Source organism: Mediterraneibacter catenae (assembly GCF_008691045.1).
GTDB classification, from domain to species: domain Bacteria; phylum Bacillota; class Clostridia; order Lachnospirales; family Lachnospiraceae; genus Mediterraneibacter; species Mediterraneibacter ornithocaccae.
Window position 1 is genome coordinate 1 of record NZ_VMSO01000009.1, and the last position, 18,970, is coordinate 18,970.

An 18,970-nucleotide genomic window follows, 5' to 3' on the forward strand; every position below is an offset into this window, starting at 1 on the left:
AAGATGGATGATTGATTCTTTGTATGTAGTTTTGAAGGTATACTTCATTTAATTTAATATTCCTCCTTAGCTCAGTCGGTAGAGCATTCGGCTGTTAACCGAAGTGTCGTTGGTTCAAGTCCAACAGGGGGAGCTTGTAAAACCTCATGTTACATATGTGATATGGGGTTTTCTTTTTTATAAATCAGAAATAAATCACTAAATTTCTCTTATTGATCACAAGAGGAATTTGGGAGATTATTTCATGTTACTCGACAAACTGTTTCAAATTGGGAAAATGAGAAAAGCGATCCTGACCTGCAGGTACTGGACTTGTTATATCTTGTCTGTTTTCCCCCAATTCAATAATAAGAACGGTAATAATTTTTGTTGGACTTTTAATGATAGGCATTGGGTGGTATAAAAAATCAAAATGTGATAAAAAGGTATTTGAATATATGGAAGAGCACGACAAAGCTGTATTTTAAAAATTACACAAAATTGTTATAGTATTATTGTATAAAATAGAGAAAGTAAAAGAAGATTATGCGAAATATAAAAATACGCTGATATTGTGATATTATACTCATGTAATGTTCAATGGAGTATGTAATTAGAAGGGAATATTAATATGAAACGAAAACTATCAATTTTGTCAGCTGTAATATGTGTTTTGGGTTTGATGTTAACTGGATGTGCAAAGGAAACAGAGAAAGCGGATAATGGAACATCCGGATACTATAACAGTTCATTGCCGGAAACATTCTCTTATGACGTTACGATTGAACAAATAGGGGAAGACATTGATCAATACATAGATGAACATGATATGGGCATAAAACGGGATACTGAAGAATATGCAGAATTTTTAAATGAGTTTTGCTTTTCTGATTTTTCTGACTTAACAGATACTACAAAGCGTTTTTATGAAGCGTATGCTTCGGTTTACCTTTCAGATCCAACAGTTCAGTCGACGGATGATGCCTTTGCCGATAGAACAATAGGCGAAATAAGACAAGAAAATCAAGAGGCGTCAAACAAAATAATTGAAGCGGCGGAAGATAAATAATTATAATGGGCATTTAAGAGAAAATCCTCCGTTCTACTTGTAAAATATTGTGCAGTATGATAAAATTTATATAATTGAAAAGCGATAGCTGAGACGGGAGAGCAACGGGACAACAGAAATGTTGTTTTTCGTTTGCTCTCTTTTTATTGCAAAATTTATTGGTAAGTGAGGACTATAATGGATCAGAGATTTTATGACATGTTTGAAAGTAACCCGGTGATTGCAGCGGTTAAAGATCTGGATGGACTGGAAAAATGCTGTCACTTAGAAGACATTAAAGTTGTATTTATCCTTTTTGGCGACATCTGTACTATACCGGATATTGTCAGCAGGGTGAAATCGGCAGGACAGATGGCAGTTGTCCATGTCGATCTTATCGGCGGACTCAATTCCAGGGAGATTGCGGTCGACTTCATTAAAAATAACACAGAAGCTGACGGTATTATCTCAACAAAACCGGCTCTGATCAGGAGAGGCAGAGAGCTGTCTTTGTTTACCGTAATGAGATATTTTCTGATTGATTCTATGGCGCTGGAAAACGTGAGGTCACAGCAGAGCGGTGTAAGACCGGACGTGATAGAGATTCTTCCGGGTCTTATGCCCGAGATCATCAGAAAGATATCTCAGACTTCAAGAATACCGATTATTGCAGGCGGGCTGATCACAGATAAGAAATCCGTGATGGCAGCACTTTCGGCCGGTGCAATTTGTGTATCATCTACAAATCAGGATGTATGGGTGATGTGAAAAATATATGGTCTGTGTATGGAGCAGACGCTGATATATTAAAATGAGGCAAACGCGAAGGAGGAAGTTATTATGGCAAAGTATGTGATGGCTCTGGATGCAGGGACAACGAGCAACCGTTGTATCCTGTTCAATGAAAAGGGGGAAATGTGCAGCGTAGCTCAGCGGGAGTTCAAGCAGCATTTTCCGAAACCGGGCTGGGTAGAGCATGATGCCGACGAGATCTGGGCAAGTCAGCTCGGTGTGGCTGTGGAAGCTATGAACATGATTTCGGCTACTGCGGAAGATATCGCGGCGATCGGGATTACGAATCAGAGAGAAACAGCAATCGTATGGGATAAAAATACTGGCGAACCGGTCTACAACGCTATTGTCTGGCAGTGCCGCAGGACATCAGAATACTGCGACTCACTGATAGAAAAGGGGCTGACAGAAAAATTCAGGGCGAAAACAGGACTTGTGATCGACGCTTATTTTTCAGCTACAAAAATAAAATGGATCCTCGATAACGTGCCGGGCGCACGGGAAAAAGCAGAAAACGGAGATCTTCTGTTCGGAACAGTCGAGACATGGCTGATCTGGAAGCTTACCAAAGGTGAGGTACACGTAACAGACTATTCTAATGCTTCCAGAACCATGCTGTTTAATATTAATACACTGGAATGGGATGACGAGATCCTGAAGGAACTTAATATTCCGAAATGCATGCTGCCGGAGCCAAAACCGTCCAGCTGTATATACGGTGAAGCAGATCCTTCATTTCTGGGCGGACCAATCCCTATTGCCGGTGCGGCGGGAGATCAGCAGGCAGCACTTTTCGGACAGACATGTTTTATGCCGGGGGAGGCAAAGAATACATACGGTACGGGATGCTTCCTTCTTATGAACACAGGTGAAACGCCGGTATTCTCCAAGAACGGACTTGTCACTACCATTGCCTGGGGGCTGGACGGAAAAGTTAATTATGCACTGGAAGGGTCTATATTTGTGGCAGGCGCTGCCGTACAGTGGCTGCGGGATGAGATGAGGCTGATCGACTCGGCTGCAGATTCCGAGTATATGGCAAAGAAGGAAAAGGATACAAACGGATGTTATGTTGTCCCTGCGTTTACCGGACTTGGCGCTCCGCACTGGGATCAGTATGCGAGGGGAACAATAGTAGGAATCACAAGAGGCGTTAATAAATACCATATTATCCGTGCAACGCTTGAGTCTATAGCGTACCAGGTGAACGACGTTCTGGAAGCGATGAAAGCAGATTCGGGGATTAGGCTGTCATCACTTAAGGTTGACGGAGGAGCAAGTGCAAATGACTTCCTGATGCAGACACAGGCTGATATTATCAACGCGCCGGTGAACCGGCCTCAATGTGTTGAAACAACTGCAATGGGCGCTGCTTATCTGGCGGGACTTGCAGTGGGATACTGGGCGGATAAACAGGATGTGATCAGGAACTGGAAGATTGACCGGACATTCAGCCCGTCTATCAGTGAGGAAGAGAGACTGCGCAAGATCAAAGGATGGAACAAAGCGGTAAAATATGCTTACGGATGGGCAAAAGAGGACTGAAAACTGCTGTGAGAAGATAATGAAGGGAGAAATGACTGATATGTATGATGTGATCATAATCGGCGGAGGAGTATCCGGTGCTGCATCGGCCCGAGAACTGTCCCGATATAAAGTCAGGGCATGCGTACTGGAAAAAGAGGAGGATGTCTGCTGCGGAACATCCAAGGCAAACAGCGCGATCGCGCATGCAGGATATGATGCGGAACCGGGCTCCCTGATGGCAAAGCTCAATGTACGGGGCAATGAGATGATGGAACAGCTGTCCAAAGATCTGGATTTCCCATTTCAGAGGATCGGATCGCTTGTTATCTGTCTGAGCGAGGAGGAGATGCCGGGACTGCAGAAGCTCTATGACAAGGGGATCGCAAATGGCGTGAAAGGCCTGAAGATATTAAACAGGGAAGAAGTTCTGGAGATGGAGCCCAATATTACCGACAATGTGTATGCGGCACTGTATGCTCCGACTGCCGGAATTGTATGTCCATTTAACCTGAATATCGCACTGGCGGAAAATGCATATACAAACGGGATTGAATTCCGGTTTAACACTGAGGTTCAGAATATACGGAAAATCGACGGGGGATATGAGCTTTGTACAAATCAGGGAACCTTCCGCACAAAATATGTAGTTAATGCGGCCGGCGTCTATGCGGACAAATTTCACAATATGGTAAGCGAAAAGAAGATCCATATTACACCCAGAAGGGGGGATTACTGTCTGCTGGATAAAAGTGCGGGAACGCATGTCAGCAGAACTATCTTTTCTCTTCCTACAAAGTATGGAAAAGGTGTGCTGGTTACCCCTACTGTACACGGCAATCTTCTGGTCGGACCAACGGCTATTGATATTGAAAATAAAGAGGGGACAAATACGACCCGAGAGGGACTGGATGAAGTTATTACAAAGGCGGGACAGAATGTAAAAAATCTTCCCATGCGTCAGGTTATTACATCGTTTGCCGGACTGCGGGCCCATGAGGACGGTACGGAGTTTATCATTGGAGAGCCGGAGGATGCAAGAGGTTTTATCGACTGTGCAGGAATTGAATCGCCGGGACTTACAAGCTGTCCGGCGATCGGGGAGATGGTTGCCGGGATTTTACAGGAAAAGCTGGGGCTCGAGAAGAAAGATAATTTTATCGCAACAAGAAAAGGAATTCTTGATCCGGATACGCTGACCAGAGAAGAACGTGCTGAATTGATTCAACGGGAACCGGCCTATGGCAATATCATCTGCCGGTGCGAGATGATCACTGAGGGTGAAATTCTGGATGCAATACGCCGCCCGCTGGGCGCACGGTCTCTGGACGGGGTAAAACGGAGAACGAGGGCGGGAATGGGACGCTGCCAGTCGGGATTCTGTTCCCCGAGAACAATGGAAATCCTGGCCCGTGAGCTACATGTGAGTATGGCTGATATCACGAAATCCGGCGGAAAGTCCAGACTTGTTGTCGGCACTAATAAAGACACATTATAGAAAGGAAGGCTTCGGACATGAAAAACTATGATATTGTCATCATCGGAGGCGGTCCGGCAGGTCTTGCGGCTGCTGTCTCGGCGAAAAGGAACGGGATAGAGAGTATTCTGATACTGGAGAGAGACAAGGAACTGGGCGGGATTCTGAATCAGTGTATTCACAACGGGTTCGGACTTCATACTTTCAAAGAGGAACTGACCGGCCCGGAATACGCACAGAGATTTATTGATCAGGCAAAAGAACTTGAGATTGAATACAGATTAAATACAATGGTAATGGATATCAGCCGGAAGAAAGTAGTCACTGCCATGAACCGTGAGGAAGGACTTTTTGAAATCCGGGCAAAGGCTGTTATCCTTGCAATGGGATGCCGGGAGCGGTCCAGAGGCGCCCTGAATATTCCGGGGTACCGCCCGGCAGGTATCTATTCCGCGGGCACGGCCCAGAGACTAGTTAATATGGAAGGGCTTATGCCGGGACGGGAGGTTGTTATTCTGGGCTCCGGAGATATCGGACTGATCATGGCACGGCGAATGACACTGGAAGGAGCAAAGGTCAAGGTTGTCGCCGAGCTGATGCCATATTCCGGTGGATTGAAGAGGAATATCGTCCAGTGTCTGGACGATTATGGAATTCCGCTCAAGCTCAGCCATACTGTTGTGGATATCAAAGGAAAAGAACGGCTTGAGGGAGTGACTCTTGCCGAGGTTGATAAGACGGGAAAACCGATACCGGGAACCGAGGAGGAATATTCATGCGATACCCTGCTCCTCTCGGTAGGGCTTATTCCGGAAAATGAGCTTTCCAGAGGCATGGGAGTGGAGATGAGCGGGGTGACATCGGGACCGGTCGTGAATGAGAGCCTGGAAACAAATATTGAAGGCGTTTTTGCCTGCGGTAATGTATTACATGTACATGATCTGGTGGATTTCGTTTCCGAAGAGGCAGGAACAGCAGGAAAGAATGCGGTAGCGTATGTCAAGGGAGAACGGCAAACGGATGGCGGGCAGGAAATACGGCTGAATCCGGCGGACGGAGTACGCTACACTGTTCCGGTGTCGATCAACACCGCGCGAATGGATGAGAATCTGACCGTACGTTTCCGCGTTGGAGCAGTATTTAAAAACTGCTATGTGAGCGCTTATTTTGATGATGAGCGTGTTATTCACAGAAAACGTCAGATCGTGGCGCCGGGAGAGATGGAAGAGATTAAACTGACGAAGGAACAGCTTCTAAAATACCCTGATCTTAAGACGGTCACAGTGAAGATAGAGGAGGCATAAAGATGGAAATCAGAAATTTGACGTGTATCAGCTGCCCGATGGGATGTCAGATCACTGTGGAGATGGACGGGAGTGAAGTCTTGAGCGTGACAGGTAATACCTGCAAGAAGGGGGACGTATATGCCCGCAAGGAAGTGACAAATCCTACGAGAATCGTAACATCTACGGTAAAGGTGATCGGTGGAAAAGCTGATATGGTTTCAGTAAAGACGAGGGAGGATATTCCGAAAGAAAAGATATTTGACTGTATAAAATCATTGAAAGGCGTGGAAGTGGAAGCACCCGTACATATCGGAGATGTGATCTTACCGGACGCCGCCGGCACAGGCGTTGATATTGTTGCTACCAAGAATGTTGAGAGAAAATGAACGGATGAAGTCTCTTGCTTTTAAGAAACAGGATGATATATTGGAAAATTGTTTAAAGCTGTAAATGGAAAGGTTTGCAGCTTTAAACCGTTTAGAGAGTTATACTCAAGGATATACTTGTTTCATGCAAATAATGCTTGCAAAATAGCTGCTCTTATGCTATGATATAAAGCGCTGCTAGAAGTGGCAGCGTATTGTTTGATATATTTTGGCCCCGTGGTCAAGCGGTTAAGACATCGCCCTTTCACGGCGGTAACACGGGTTCGATTCCCGTCGGGGTCATTTGAGCAGATATGATTACAAATCAGCTGCTCGGTAAGTAAATATGCCGATGTGGCTCAATTCATTAAGATTGACCACGTCAATCGCAGGCAGAGCGCTGATTACAAATCAGCTGCTCGGTAAGTAAATATGCCGATGTGGCTCAATTGGCAGAGCAGCTGATTTGTAATCAGCAGGTTATCGGTTCGAGTCCGATCATCGGCTTTGTTCCTTCGGGAACAGATTATTTTTGGACCTTTAGCTCAGTTGGTTAGAGCAACCGGCTCATAACCGGTCGGTCCTGGGTTCGAGTCCCCGAAGGTCCATTTTATGGCCCAGTGGCTCAGTTGGTTAGAGCGCCGCCCTGTCACGGCGGAGGTCGAGAGTTCGAGTCTCTTCTGGGTCGTTTCTCTTATCGGAACAATATCTGTTAAGAGATGACAATTTTATAGCTGCCGCAGTGGCGGAATTGGCAGACGCCCGGGACTTAAAATCCCGTGGGTAGTAATACCCGTGCCGGTTCGACCCCGGCCTGCGGCATTGGAAAAAGACTGAAGCAATCTGTTTCGGTCTTTCCTTTTTTCTGGAAAATCGGGCTGATGGGAATAATTTCAATGGATAACTGACATGGAACAGAACACACGGAAATTGCTTTTTCTGTCTGTTTGGTATATGATGTAGCTGTGGGTAATTTAAGATACATATTTGTTTTGAAAGGAGACAGAAAAGATGAGTACAGGAATGATTTGTAATTGCAAGCAGGTATCTTATGCAGATGTGGAGAATGCACTGCATCAGATGGATAAATTCGATGATGTTCTCTCTGCGTTTGACGAAGTACAGAAAATCACACATTGTTCTACTGGATGCGGCGGATGTCATGACAAGATCATGGACGCTATTTCAGAGATCATGATGGGATAATCAGCCGGATATGAGTATCAGACATATATTATTTGATCTCGACGGGACCCTGCTACCTATGGTGCAGGATGAATTTGTAAAATATTATATGCCGCTGCTCGCCCAGTCCTATATAAACGAGGGCGTATCTGTCGATCCGAAGAAATTTATCGGCGCTGTGTGGGCTGGCTATGAGGCAATGGTGAAAAATGACGGGAGCCGGACGAACCGGGAAGCTTTCTGGAGTTATATGGAGCCGGAGCTGCCATTGTCGGCGGAAGAGTCGGAAAGTATTGCGCTGAAGTTTTATGAAAACGAGTTTAACAAGGCAGTGTGCACGACGAAGCCGACCCCCGTATCAGATCAGATTGTAAAAAGAGCGAAAGAGCGAGGATTCGAGACGTATCTTGCCACCAACCCGGTATTTCCGCGGTGTGCTACGCTCAATCGTATCCGGTGGGCAGGATTGGACGCACAGGATTTTAAAGTGATCACCACATATGAGACATGTACATACTGTAAGCCTAATCCTGAGTATTTCAGGAATATTCTCGAACAATTCCGGCTCGATCCGTCGGAGTGTCTGATGGTGGGCAATGATGTGGGAGAGGATCTTTCTGTCAGAACGCTCGGCGTCAAGACATATCTTGTGACCGATACGATGGAAAATAAAAAGAATCTTCCGATTGACTCGGAATACACAGGAACTCTGAATGAGCTGCTTGAATTTATCGAAACATTATAGAGTATGGAAAACGGGAAGCCTAATCAACAGGCTTTCCGTATTTTTTGCAGAGATCTATAAATGACTTCATATTATCTGTCAGAAATTTGCTCTTGTGATAGATGATGTTCAGATCACGCTCAATCGGCTGTTCAAGAGGAATCTGCCGGACAGTTCCTTCCTCGATGTCCTTTTTAACAAGCAGGCAGGGAAGAACTGCCACACCGAGCCCCTCAGCGACGGCTTTTACGATTGCCTGTGTGCTTGTGCTCTCCCACCTCGGACGGACAGAAATCTGGTGCAGGGAGAAGCCGGCATCGAGGAGTTCACGTCCGGCGCTGCCCTTTTCCCGCATAAGGAAAGGAAAACGGGCAAGTTCGGCGAGAGATACTGACTCTGAAGAGATGAGCGGGTGATCGGGCGGAACGATAGCGCACATGCTGTCTTTCATAAACGGAACGGCACGCAGATCCGGATGTGAAGGCTGTGTCTCAATCAGTCCAAGATCAATAGAGCTGTGAATGAGATCATCTTCTACCGAGGATGACTTGCTGACTTTGACTTCAATCGTGAGATTTTGGAATTTCTCCTGATATCTGTGGATCAGGACCGGCAGAATATGGGTGCCGATGGTTATGCTGGCGCCGACGCGGAGCGTGCCGAAAGCGTCCCAGTTGCGCATCTTTTTTTCTATCTCATCAAAGAGAGAGACGATGTGGACGGCATATTCATAGAATTCTTCTCCGCATTCCGTCGGGGCGATATGCCTGCCGATCCGGTCGAACAGGCGTATTCCGTAATATTCTTCCAGTTCCTTTATGGCAAGGCTGACCGAGGGCTGGGCAAGATGCAGTTCCTGCGCGGCTTTTGTAATGCTGTTTTTCTGAAATACGGATACAAAAATCCGCATGTGCCGGAGTGTCATAATGGATTTCCTTTCAATAAAACAAGGTGTTAAAAGTAAGTCGGAAACATAAATTTCAAGTTTATGATTATATATATTAAAAATATTATATATTTTATAGAATAATACTATTTTACATATGAATCAAGCGCGAATATACTTAAAAGCGGAGAGAAAACTTCTATAATAATATTTCGGATAAAATGTACTTAGGAAGTCCGGGAACAGAGACGAAGGAGAGAGTATGAGAAGCAAAAAAGAAGTCTTACTGAAATTGTTTGTGTCGACCTTGTATCTGAGCGCATTTACATTCGGCGGGGGATATGTGATTGTGACGCTGATGAAGAAAAAATTTGTGGATGAGTGTCACTGGATCGAAGAGGACGAGATGCTGGATCTGGTGGCCATCGCTCAGTCTTCTCCGGGGGCGATTGCGGTAAACGGTGCGATCGTGGTGGGATATAAACTTGCAGGGGTGATCGGCGCGCTTGTCGCTATTGTGGGGACGGTCATTCCGCCATTCCTTATTATCTCGCTGATCTCGGTGTTTTATAATGCATTCCGGGAAAATTACATTATCGCACAGCTCCTGGAAGGAATGCAGGCAGGTGTGGGAGCGGTCATTGCGGCGGTTGTTTTTGAGATGGGGGAAGGAATCGTAAAAGGGAAAAATACAGGTTCCATTATCATTATGATCGGAGCATTTATCGCATCCTGTATTTTAGGAATTAATGTTGTCTATATTGTAATCGTATGTCTGCTGATCGGCGTTGTGAGAACTTTGGTAAATGAGAGGAGGAGTAAATAATGATCTATCTGGAACTGTTCTGGAGTTTTTTGAAGATCGGACTTTTCAGCTTCGGGGGCGGATATGCGGCAATGCCGCTTATTCAGGAACAGGTAGTCTCCTCCCACAGCTGGCTGAGTATGGCGGAGTTTACGGATCTGATCACAATATCACAGATGACCCCGGGACCGATCGCAATCAATTCTGCAACATTTGTAGGAATTAAGATTGCGGGAATCCCGGGAGCGCTTGTGTCCACAGTGGGATGTATACTGCCTTCATGCATTATTGTTATGCTTATTGCCAAACTGTATCTCAAGTACCGCAATATGAGCATGCTGCAGGGGGTGCTCAATTCTCTTCGTCCCGCGGTAGTGGCAATGATCGCTTCGGCAGGAATTTCAGTGCTGATCACCGCGTTCTGGGGGAGTGCAGAGCTGATTTCACTTGCGGGGATAAACTGGACGCTGGTTATTATTTTCATTGTATGTGTTGTTCTGCTTCGAAAGTTCAAGATGAATCCTATCCTTGTCATGGTGCTTGCGGGCGTGGCAAAAGCGGGAGTATCTTTACTGCCGCTGTAAGCGCGCGGTACTGCTTATCGGCGGCAGTTAAGCCTGCTTTTCTGAGCGGGTTTGACTGCCGTTAATTGTTACGTATTTATTACGAAAATATATTGACAAATGATATCAGTGTGATATACTTTGAGAGTCAAAGTATTTAAGACTCAAAGTAAATTTGAGAGATTTGGAGAATAGAAATGGTTGGAAAAATATGTGGAACCGGCTCTTACGTACCTCCGCACGTGATGGACAATGACGATCTGTCTAAAATCGTGGATACGAACGACGAGTGGATACGGGAGAGAACCGGGATCGGAAAACGTCACATTATCGGCGAAGAGACAACCTCCTACATGGCGGGGCAGGCTGCGCTGCGTGCCGTGGAACAGAGCGGGATCGATCCGGAGGAGATTGATATGATCCTTGTAGCGACTTCATCATCTGAGACAGTTTTTCCATGTGCTGCATGTGAAGTGCAGAAGATGATCGGTGCATCGCGCGCGGTCGGATATGATCTGAACGCGGCATGTACGGGATTTGTCCTTGCTTTTAATACTGCACAGGCTTACATAAGCGCGGGACTGTGCCGGACGGTTATGGTGATCGGCGCGGACAGTATGAGCAATATGATCGACTGGACAGACAGAAGTACATGCATTCTGTTCGGCGACGGAGCAGGAGCAGCTCTTCTGAGAGCGGAAGAAGGAAGCCCGGTACATATGGCGGCGCATTCGGACGGTGTGAAAGGCCCGGCGCTGACAGGGTTAAGCAGACATCGGAAGAACTGGGAAAAAGAGCTGGAGCCCGGCGCAGTGAAAGAATCTTATATCCATATGGACGGTCAGGGCGTGTTTAAGTTCGCTGTCCGTAAAGTACCTGAAATTATAGAAGAGGTTCTGGAAGAATCGGGAAAGTCACTTGATGAGATTGATTATTTTGTTCTCCATCAGGCGAACCGAAGAATCATCGAGGCAGTCGCAAAGAGATTAAAGACAGATATATCGAAATTCCCGATGAATCTCGAGGAGTATGCAAATACATCGGCGGCGACTGTACCTATCCTCATCGATGAGATGAACCGAAAAGGAATGTTCAGAAAAGGCCAGAAGATTATGATGGCAGGATTCGGCGCAGGACTTACCTGGGCGGCCAGCCTGTTTGAGTGGTAATTTCCGGCAATGCCGGATTACAATACATTCTCTCCGCATGGCGGGGCGATACAATTTCCAAAGGGAAAAATATTTTCAAAAAAGAAAGGAAAAGAGAAACCATGTTAGAGAAGATCAAAGAAATCGTAGCAGAGTCATTAAATGCAGACGTTGACACACTTACAGAGGAGACATCTTTCAAAGATGATCTTGGAGCGGATTCCCTGGATCTGTTTGAAATGGTAATGGCATTCGAGGAAGAGTTCGAAGTTGAGATCCCGTCTGAGGATCTGGAGCAGATCAACACGATCGGCGATGTGGTAAAATATCTTGAGGCACACAAATAAGACTTAATTTTTTAGAGAAAGAAAGGTTGTAGAGTATGAAAACAAAAGTAACCGAATTATTAGGAATTGAATATCCGATCATTCAGGGAGGAATGGCCTGGGTTGCTGAGTATCATCTTGCAGCCGCCGTATCCGAAGCCGGCGGCTTGGGACTGATCGGTGCTGCGAGTGCGCCGGCTGACTGGGTGCGTGAACAGGTCAGAGAGGCGAAGAAACTCACTGACAAGCCATTTGGAGTGAACATCATGCTTATGAGTCCGTATGCGGACGATGTGGCAAAAGTTATCGTGGAGGAAGGCGTGAAAGTTGTTACGACAGGCGCGGGTTCTCCGGAGAAATACATGAAGATGTGGAAAGAAGCCGGAGTCAAGGTGATCCCGGTTATCGCATCTGTTGCGCTTGCAAAGCGTATGGAGAGATGCGGAGCCGACGCACTTGTTGCAGAGGGAACCGAGGCGGGCGGACACATCGGTGAGAATACGACAATGGTACTTGTACCGCAGGTCGTAGATGCAGTGAATATCCCGGTCATCGCAGCGGGCGGTATTGCCGACGGAAGAGGAATCGCGGCGGCATTTATGCTTGGCGCCCAGGGTGTACAGATGGGAACTCACTTCGTGGTTACGAATGAATCTCAGGTTCATGAAAATTATAAAGATATGATCATCAAGGCAAGAGATATCGACTCAAGAGTGACAGGACGTTCGACAGGACATCCGGTACGTGCCCTGAGAAACCAGATGACAAAAGAATACTTACAGAAAGAGCAGGAAGGCGCTTCATTTGAAGAGCTTGAGCATCTGACTCTCGGAGGCTTAAGACGTGCTGTCGTAGACGGTGATGTGAAGACGGGAAGCGTGATGGCAGGACAGATAGCAGGTATGGTCAAAGAGAAGATGTCATGTCATGACCTGATCCAGAAACTTGTAAAAGAGACAGATGACCTGATCGGAGGCAAAGGTTTCTATGAGTAAGATCGCATTTATGTTCCCGGGACAGGGAGCACAGAAAGCCGGAATGGGCAAAGATTTTTATGAACAGAGTGAAACAGCAAGGAAAGTCATCGATAAGGCGACGGAACTGCTGGATATAGATATGAAAGCATTATGCTTTGAAGAGAATGACAAACTGGACCAGACAGAGTATACCCAGGCGGCGCTCGTGACTGTCTGTATGGCAATGGAACACGTATTGAGAGAACGCGGACTGAAAGCTGACGTGACAGCAGGATTAAGCCTCGGCGAGTACTGCGCGATCGCATCTGCAGGAGGTATGAGCACAGAGGACGCCATCACCACAGTGAGAAAGCGAGGTATCCTTATGCAGAATGCAGTGCCGGGCGGAAAAGGTACGATGGCGGCAGTGCTGGGCATGAAAGGCGAGGATATCGAGAAAGTCGTTGATCCGATCGAAGGCGTTACGATCGCCAATTACAACTGCCCGGGACAGATCGTTATCACTGGATGGAAAGAGAGCGTTGAGAAGGCTTCGGAAGAGCTGAAAGCTGCCGGGGCAAAGCGGGTTATGCCGTTGAATGTAAGCGGACCGTTCCACTCTCCGATGCTGGAAGAAGCAGGAAGAGAACTGGGACAGGTGCTCGCAGGTGTACAGCTCTCCGAGCTTGAGATCCCTTATGTGACAAATGTAACGGCAGAGTATGTAACAGACATCTCTGAGACAAAAGCGCTTCTGGCAAAACAGGTGGCATCATCTGTGCGCTGGCAGCAAAGCGTGGAAAATATGATCGCTGACGGAGTGGATACATTCGTAGAGATCGGGCCGGGCAGAACACTGGCAGGATTTATGCGCAAGATCAGCCGTGACGTGAAAGTGTACAATGTCGGTACATGGGAAGATGTAGACAAGGTGGTAAGTGAATTATGTTAAATGGAAAAGTTGCTGTAGTAACAGGCGCTTCCAGAGGAATCGGAAGAGCAATCGCCATAAAACTTGCATCCGAGGGCGCTGCAGTTGTGATCAATTACAATGGATCGAAAGAGCGCGCTGAGGAAGTGAAAAAGGAGATTGAGGAGAACGGCGGAACGGCCGACATCAGACAGTGCAATGTGTCTGATTTTCATGCCTGCGAAGAAATGTTCAAAGAGATCATCGCAACATTCGGCAGAGTAGATATCCTCGTAAATAATGCAGGTATCACGAGAGACGGGCTGCTCATGAAGATGACGGAGGAAGATTATGACGCAGTTCTCGATACAAACCTGAAAGGAACATTCAACTGTATCCGTTTCGTAGCGCGCCAGATGATCAAACAGCGCGGCGGACGTATCATCAATATGGCGTCTGTATCCGGAGTGCTCGGAAATGCGGGACAGGCAAACTACTCTGCGTCAAAGGCGGGCGTGATCGGACTTACAAAGTCTGCGGCAAGAGAACTTGCAAGCCGCGGGATCACAGTAAACGCGATCGCACCGGGATTCATCAATACAGAGATGACAGAAGTGCTCTCCGATAAAGTAAAAGAGGGCGCTGTGGCACAGATTCCGCTGGGTAAATTCGGCGAGACAGAAGATATTGCAAATGCGGCAGCATTTCTGGCAGGCGACGGGGCACGGTATATAACAGGACAGGTGCTTAATGTAGACGGCGGAATGGCTATCTAAAACCAACTCCTTTTATCGACATATACGGTTACCTGCTAAACAGTCGAAAAAGGGAACTTGATTTTAGTTGAAGGTGATGCAGAAAGAGGCGCATGATTCTGAGAAAAGCAGGAGTGTGTCAAACAGTTTTGTATGGATGAGGCAGACACAGTGTTTGTCTCGGAAAGGGATAGATTTAGATATGGAGAAGAGAAGAGTTGTAGTGACTGGTCTGGGGGCTGTTACGCCGATCGGAAATACGGTGGATGAGTTTTGGGCCGGTATTAAGGAAGGCAGAGTCGGGATCGGACCGATCACGAAGTTTGATGCTTCTGAATTCAAGGTGCAGATTGCGGCTGAGGTGAAGGATTTCGTTGCGAAGGAGCGCATGGACTTTAAGGCTGCAAAGAGAATGGAACCTTTTTCCCAGTATGCGGTCGCAGCTGCAAAAGAGGCATTTGAGGATTCCGGCATTGATATGGAGAAGGAAGATCCGTACAGAGTGGGAGTGATCGTAGGCTCCGGTATCGGAAGTCTGCAGTGCGTAGAAACCAATTATGAAAAGATCATGACAAAAGGACCGAACAAAGTGAATCCGCTTATGGTTCCTCTTATGATTTCCAACATGGCGGCAGGTAACATTTCCATCCAGCTCGGACTGAAAGGAAAATGTACAAATGTTGTGACAGCGTGCGCGTCAGGTACACACTGCATCGGAGACGCACTCCGCGCGATCCAGTACGGGGATGCAGACGTGATGGTTGCAGGAGGCACAGAGGCTTCGGTGTGCCCGACAGGAATTGCCGGATTTACAGCGCTGACCGCACTGTCTACAACTAACGATCCGGAGCATGCGTCACGCCCGTTCGATAAAGACAGAGACGGATTTGTCCTTGGAGAGGGCTCCGGAATTGTAGTGCTGGAGGAACTGGAGCACGCAAAGGCAAGAGGAGCAAAGATCTACGCTGAGCTTGTCGGCTATGGTGCGACAGGCGACGCATATCACATCACTTCTCCGGCTGAGGACGGCGAAGGCGCGGGAATGGCAATGAAGCTTGCAATGCAGGAAGCAGGCGTGGCGCCGGAGCAGATTGACTACATCAACGCTCACGGAACAAGCACACATCATAACGACCTGTTTGAGACGAAAGCGATTAAATTCGCGCTCGGCGACGCTGCAAAAAATGTTTCCATCAACTCTACAAAATCTATGATCGGACATTTGCTCGGCGCGGCAGGCGGCGTAGAGTTCGTAGTCTGCGTAAAGAGTATTCTGGACGGATTTATTCATCAGACAGTGGGAACAGAAAATGTAGATCCGGAGTGTGATCTTGACTATACGGTAGGCGCTCCGGTAGAGAAAGATGTAAATTATGTGCTGACGAATTCACTCGGATTTGGAGGACATAACGCGACACTGCTGTTGAAAAAATATGAAGGGTAAGAGGTGCGTGTAATGAAAGTTGAACAGGTATTGGAATTAGTAAAAGCTGTTTCAGATTCTGAGCTTACAGAGTTTAAATACGAGGAAGACGGAGTGAAGCTTTCCCTTAAGAAAACGAGCGATAAGATTGTCCAGGTTCCGGCTCCGGCCGCACCGGTGGCAGCGCCGGTGATCGCGCCGGCAATGATGCCTCCGGCACCGGTACAGGCTGCAGCTCCGGCTGCTAATGTAACTGCACCGGCAGAGACTCCGGCAGTAGCACAGGAAACAGGAGAAAGCGTACCGGAAGGTAATGTGGTGAAATCACCTCTTGTAGGAACATTCTATGCGGCACCGGCAGAGGACGCAGAGCCTTATGTAAAAGTTGGCGACAGCGTAAAAGAAGGTCAGGTGCTCGCCATCGTAGAGGCGATGAAACTTATGAATGAGATTGAGAGCGATTTCACAGGAACTGTAAAAGAAATCCTTGTAGAAAACGGCCAGGGCGTAGAATTCGGCCAGCCGCTCTTTGTAATAAGCTAGTCCGCAATGCGCTATGAAATATTATTCTGCTGTGCAGGCTTGCCTGCAAAAAGCAGAATATATTTCATAGCATATGGCGGCAGCCATACAGCGAGAAGAAGCTGCGAAGCAGCGGAATCGAGCTGTAGCATGCGGACGAAAGAAGAGCCGCAATGCGTCGCGAGCGAAGCGCGCGGCATATGGCGATAGCCACACAGCGAGAAGAAGCTGCGGAGCGGCGGAATCGAGCTGTGGTATGCGAACGTAAGAAGAGGCGCAATGCGTCGCGAGCGAAGCGCGCGGCATATGGCGGCAGCCATATGGTATGCGAACGGAAGAAAGGAAGCAGATATTATGAACAGTTTAACAGTTGAACAGATCCAGGAGATTATCCCGCACAGACATCCGTTCCTCCTCCTTGACAGGATCGAGGATTATGAACCGGGACAATACGCGGTAGGATATAAAGCAGTAACATACAGAGAAGACTTTTTCCGCGGACATTTTCCGCAGAAAGCGGTAATGCCGGGAGTACTGATTCTTGAGGCGCTGGCTCAGACAGGAGCAGTCGCTATCTTAAGCATGCCGGAGAACCAGGGGAAGATTGCATTTTTCGGCGGGGTTCAGAAATGCCGTTTCAAGGGTATGGTAATGCCGGGAGATACACTGAAGCTTGAGACAAAGATCATAAAAAGCAAAGGACCTGTCGGAGTCGGACAGGCGACCGCTTATGTAAACGGAAAGGTAGTTGTCAGTGCGGAACTGACATTTATGGTAGGGGAGTAAATAAGAGATGATTGGAAAAGTATTGATCGCAAACCGCGGTGAGATCGCTGTGCGTATCATCCGCGCGTGCCGTGAGATGGGGATTGAGACAGTCGCCGTATACTCGGAGGCAGACCGCGACGCGCTGCATACACAGCTTGCCGATGAGGCGGTATGTATCGGGCCGGCCCCCTCTTCGGAGAGTTACCTGAATATGCAGAATATCATCAGCGCCACGGTGATCTCCGGGGCGGACGCCATTCATCCGGGATTCGGATTCCTCTCGGAGAACAGCAGGTTCGCAGAGCTGTGCGAACAGTGCAACATTACATTTATCGGGCCGAAATCCCAGGTTATTCAGAGTCTGGGAAATAAATCCGAGGCAAGGAATACGATGATAAACGCCGGTGTTCCGGTCATTCCGGGAAGTAAAGATCCAATCTATAACGCTGAAGAGGGCGCAAAGATCGCAGATGAGATCGGCTATCCGGTCATTGTAAAAGCGGCGCTTGGCGGCGGCGGAAAAGGCATGCGTGTGGCACAGACTCCGGAAGAGTTTGTAAGCAGCTTTAATACAGCCCAGAAGGAAGCCCAGATGGCATTCGGCGATAATACGATGTACATTGAACATTTTGTACAGCATCCTCGCCATATCGAATTTCAGATACTTGCCGATGAGCATGGAAATGTGATCCATCTCGGAGAACGTGACTGTTCGATTCAGAGAAATCATCAGAAGATGATCGAAGAATCACCGTCTATCGCTCTTACTCCGGAGCTTCGCGAGAAAATGGGAGATGCAGCGGTGAAAGCGGCAAAAGCTGCACATTATACAAATGCAGGAACGATTGAATTTCTGCTCGAGAAGAATAACAATTTCTACTTTATGGAGATGAACACAAGAATCCAGGTAGAACATCCTGTCACAGAGTGGGTGACGGGAATTGACCTGATCAAAGAGCAGATCCGCATCGCGGACGGAAGACCTCTGAGCTATAAACAGGAGGACGTGCATATTACGGGACATGCCATTGAATGCCGTATCAACGCGGAGAATCCGGCGAAGAACTTCCGCCCGTCACCGGGAACGATCACAGATATGTATCTGCCCGGAGGAAAGGGCGTACGTATTGACGCTGCCATTTACAGCGGCTATACTGTTCCGCCATATTATGATTCCATGCTGGCGAAGCTGATCGTACATGCCAAGAACAGAAATGAGGCAATCCGCAAGATGCGCAGCGCTCTCGGAGAAGTGATCATTGAGGGGATCGACACGAATGTAGATTATCAGTATGAGATACTGAATCACCCGGATTTTATATCAGGAAATATTGATATCGAGTTTATTGAGAATTTGGGATAACAGTTCAGCCATCTGATGTCAGTCAACGGATTTATGCTTGCATAAGAATCCGTCGACTGACAATCAGATGAGTTGAGCGCCAGTTCATGAGCAAAGAAGCGGCGCAGCCGCAGTAAGCACGTTAGTGCGGCTTTGCGAATGGCGCGGCTGAACTGCAACTATTTG

20 protein-coding genes, 6 tRNA genes and 1 pseudogene are annotated in these 18,970 nt (G+C 47.4%); 26 read left to right on the forward strand and 1 reads right to left on the reverse strand.

Annotated features, from left to right (window positions below; all coding sequences use genetic code 11):
* The first annotated feature begins 60 nt into the window (after positions 1-60).
* The 15 genes and pseudogenes from FNY66_RS08185 (at position 61) to FNY66_RS08255 (ending at position 8,401) form a co-directional block, all read left to right on the forward strand.
* Positions 61-133, forward strand: a tRNA-Asn gene (locus FNY66_RS08185).
* 95 nt (positions 134-228) lie between these two features.
* A pseudogene (locus tag FNY66_RS16145) lies at positions 229-348 on the forward strand (helix-turn-helix domain-containing protein); the annotation flags it as partial.
* A gap of 262 nt (positions 349-610) precedes the next feature.
* On the forward strand, positions 611-1,048 hold the full coding sequence (locus tag FNY66_RS08195; RefSeq protein ID WP_150310812.1) for a hypothetical protein: 438 nt from the start codon (positions 611-613) through the stop codon (positions 1,046-1,048).
* Between the two features lie 177 nt (positions 1,049-1,225).
* The gene (locus FNY66_RS08200; RefSeq protein WP_150310813.1) at positions 1,226-1,795 is read left to right on the forward strand and encodes a glycerol-3-phosphate responsive antiterminator; all 570 of its coding nucleotides are present in this window, start codon (positions 1,226-1,228) and stop codon (positions 1,793-1,795) included.
* Between the two features lie 72 nt (positions 1,796-1,867).
* On the forward strand, positions 1,868-3,364 hold the full coding sequence (glpK, locus tag FNY66_RS08205) for a glycerol kinase GlpK (RefSeq protein WP_150310814.1): 1,497 nt from the start codon (positions 1,868-1,870) through the stop codon (positions 3,362-3,364).
* A gap of 40 nt (positions 3,365-3,404) precedes the next feature.
* The gene (locus FNY66_RS08210) at positions 3,405-4,841 is read left to right on the forward strand and encodes an NAD(P)/FAD-dependent oxidoreductase (RefSeq protein WP_150310881.1); all 1,437 of its coding nucleotides are present in this window, start codon (positions 3,405-3,407) and stop codon (positions 4,839-4,841) included.
* A gap of 17 nt (positions 4,842-4,858) precedes the next feature.
* Positions 4,859-6,124 (forward strand): NAD(P)/FAD-dependent oxidoreductase, encoded by a 1,266-nt coding sequence (locus FNY66_RS08215; protein WP_150310815.1) that lies wholly within the window; start codon positions 4,859-4,861, stop codon positions 6,122-6,124.
* Between the two features lie 2 nt (positions 6,125-6,126).
* Positions 6,127-6,492: a DUF1667 domain-containing protein gene (locus FNY66_RS08220; RefSeq protein WP_150310816.1), complete on the forward strand. Its 366-nt coding sequence runs from the start codon at positions 6,127-6,129 to the stop codon at positions 6,490-6,492.
* A 210-nt stretch (positions 6,493-6,702) separates the two neighbouring features.
* Positions 6,703-6,774, forward strand: a tRNA-Glu gene (locus FNY66_RS08225).
* A gap of 131 nt (positions 6,775-6,905) precedes the next feature.
* Positions 6,906-6,978, forward strand: a tRNA-Thr gene (locus tag FNY66_RS08230).
* A gap of 27 nt (positions 6,979-7,005) precedes the next feature.
* Positions 7,006-7,079 (forward strand) — tRNA-Ile (locus tag FNY66_RS08235).
* A gap of 6 nt (positions 7,080-7,085) precedes the next feature.
* A tRNA-Asp gene (locus tag FNY66_RS08240) sits at positions 7,086-7,159 on the forward strand.
* 48 nt (positions 7,160-7,207) lie between these two features.
* A tRNA-Leu gene (locus FNY66_RS08245) sits at positions 7,208-7,293 on the forward strand.
* 189 nt (positions 7,294-7,482) lie between these two features.
* A complete protein-coding gene (locus tag FNY66_RS08250; RefSeq protein WP_150310817.1) occupies positions 7,483-7,677 on the forward strand; it encodes a (2Fe-2S)-binding protein in 195 nt (64 codons plus the stop codon).
* Between the two features lie 10 nt (positions 7,678-7,687).
* Positions 7,688-8,401, forward strand: coding sequence for an HAD family hydrolase (locus FNY66_RS08255; RefSeq protein ID WP_150310818.1), 714 nt, complete (start codon positions 7,688-7,690; stop codon positions 8,399-8,401).
* A gap of 19 nt (positions 8,402-8,420) precedes the next feature.
* Here the strand turns inward: FNY66_RS08255 and FNY66_RS08260 are convergent, their stop codons facing one another.
* Positions 8,421-9,305: a LysR family transcriptional regulator gene (locus FNY66_RS08260; RefSeq protein WP_150310819.1), complete on the reverse strand. Its 885-nt coding sequence runs from the start codon at positions 9,303-9,305 to the stop codon at positions 8,421-8,423.
* 223 nt (positions 9,306-9,528) lie between these two features.
* Between FNY66_RS08260 and FNY66_RS08265 the strand changes: the two genes are divergently transcribed.
* The 11 genes from FNY66_RS08265 to FNY66_RS08315 all read left to right on the forward strand — a co-directional run bounded on the left by FNY66_RS08265 (position 9,529) and on the right by FNY66_RS08315 (position 18,805).
* Positions 9,529-10,092, forward strand: a complete 564-nt coding sequence (locus tag FNY66_RS08265; RefSeq protein WP_150310820.1) for a chromate transporter — start codon at positions 9,529-9,531, stop codon at positions 10,090-10,092.
* The gene (locus FNY66_RS08270) at positions 10,092-10,655 is read left to right on the forward strand and encodes a chromate transporter (protein ID WP_150310821.1); all 564 of its coding nucleotides are present in this window, start codon (positions 10,092-10,094) and stop codon (positions 10,653-10,655) included. The genes FNY66_RS08265 and FNY66_RS08270 overlap by 1 nt, the downstream gene beginning before the upstream one ends.
* Before the next feature lie 176 nt (positions 10,656-10,831).
* Positions 10,832-11,803: a beta-ketoacyl-ACP synthase III gene (locus tag FNY66_RS08275; protein ID WP_150310822.1), complete on the forward strand. Its 972-nt coding sequence runs from the start codon at positions 10,832-10,834 to the stop codon at positions 11,801-11,803.
* 101 nt (positions 11,804-11,904) lie between these two features.
* Positions 11,905-12,129 carry an acyl carrier protein gene (locus FNY66_RS08280; protein ID WP_150310823.1) on the forward strand — a complete coding sequence of 75 codons (225 nt, stop codon included), beginning with the start codon at positions 11,905-11,907 and terminating at the stop codon, positions 12,127-12,129.
* A 35-nt stretch (positions 12,130-12,164) separates the two neighbouring features.
* Positions 12,165-13,103, forward strand: coding sequence for an enoyl-[acyl-carrier-protein] reductase FabK (fabK, locus tag FNY66_RS08285; RefSeq protein WP_087149941.1), 939 nt, complete (start codon positions 12,165-12,167; stop codon positions 13,101-13,103).
* Positions 13,096-14,016 carry an ACP S-malonyltransferase gene (fabD, locus tag FNY66_RS08290; protein ID WP_150310824.1) on the forward strand — a complete coding sequence of 307 codons (921 nt, stop codon included), beginning with the start codon at positions 13,096-13,098 and terminating at the stop codon, positions 14,014-14,016. Before fabK ends, fabD begins: the two co-directional genes overlap by 8 nt.
* Complete coding sequence (gene fabG / locus FNY66_RS08295; protein ID WP_150310825.1) at positions 14,010-14,750, forward strand: 3-oxoacyl-[acyl-carrier-protein] reductase; 741 nt, start codon at positions 14,010-14,012, stop codon at positions 14,748-14,750. The genes fabD and fabG overlap by 7 nt, the downstream gene beginning before the upstream one ends.
* A gap of 181 nt (positions 14,751-14,931) precedes the next feature.
* A complete protein-coding gene (gene fabF, locus FNY66_RS08300; protein WP_150310826.1) occupies positions 14,932-16,173 on the forward strand; it encodes a beta-ketoacyl-ACP synthase II in 1,242 nt (413 codons plus the stop codon).
* Between the two features lie 12 nt (positions 16,174-16,185).
* A complete protein-coding gene (gene accB, locus FNY66_RS08305) occupies positions 16,186-16,695 on the forward strand; it encodes an acetyl-CoA carboxylase biotin carboxyl carrier protein (RefSeq protein WP_150310827.1) in 510 nt (169 codons plus the stop codon).
* Positions 16,696-17,028: 333 nt separating this feature from the next.
* Positions 17,029-17,460 carry a 3-hydroxyacyl-ACP dehydratase FabZ gene (gene fabZ / locus FNY66_RS08310; RefSeq protein ID WP_150310828.1) on the forward strand — a complete coding sequence of 144 codons (432 nt, stop codon included), beginning with the start codon at positions 17,029-17,031 and terminating at the stop codon, positions 17,458-17,460.
* A 7-nt stretch (positions 17,461-17,467) separates the two neighbouring features.
* The gene (locus FNY66_RS08315; protein ID WP_087149947.1) at positions 17,468-18,805 is read left to right on the forward strand and encodes an acetyl-CoA carboxylase biotin carboxylase subunit; all 1,338 of its coding nucleotides are present in this window, start codon (positions 17,468-17,470) and stop codon (positions 18,803-18,805) included.
* Positions 18,806-18,970 lie beyond the last annotated feature (165 nt).